Raw genomic sequence first — 752 nt, forward strand, 5'->3', positions numbered from 1 at the left:
CATCCAACGCCCGCGGACACACTTGCTAGCCAGAAGGTGGCGGTGGTATGTGCATGATGGTTCGATTTCTCAAACAACTAAGCTGCACGACTCTACTTTTCACAGTGATGATTACACGAGCGAACGCAGACATTACCGTTCATGATGCGTACGGCGCGGTGACTTTTGAGCAAGTGCCGCAACGCGTCGTGGTTCTCAACTGGGACATTTTGGAACAAGTGCTCGCGTTGGACATCGAGCCCATTGCTGCGCCTAACTTGCCGGGTTATCGCCAGTGGGTAGTGAATCCTTACGCACCAGAATCCATTGAGGATATCGGCACTCGCGCCGAACCCAATTTAGAGAAGATAGCGAGCTTGAAACCCGATGTGATCCTAGCGGCTTCTCCTCAGCAAGATTTAATTCCTCTGCTCAGACAGATCGCGCCGGTGGTGTATTTGCCGAATTTTTCGCAAAACGAAGCCGCGGCTCAAACCGCAATCAAGCATTTTCGTACGCTAGGTGTGCTGTTTGATAAACAAGAGTTAGCGGAACAAAAACTGGCAAATATCAATGACTCATTCAAACAACTGCGTGACAAAATTCGTCAGCATTATTCTGCCCCATTAGACGTGTTGGTAATGCGCTTTTCGACACCCAATTCTGTTCTGCTATCGACGGAAAATTCGACCACTGACTATGTGGTTGAGCAGCTTGGGTTAACCAACCCTATCCAAGTCTCTGCGCGCGCTTGGGGCATCAAACAAGATCGC

The 752-nt window shown here is 49.7% G+C and carries 1 protein-coding gene; it reads left to right on the plus strand.

The annotated features are described in order from the left end of the window. Positions 1–47 precede the first annotated feature (47 nt). Positions 48–752, plus strand: a 705-nt coding sequence (locus R8N49_RS26780) for an iron-siderophore ABC transporter substrate-binding protein (protein WP_318190406.1), incomplete at its 3' end; no start/stop codon positions are given.

The organism is Vibrio sp. 1978, from assembly GCF_033344345.1.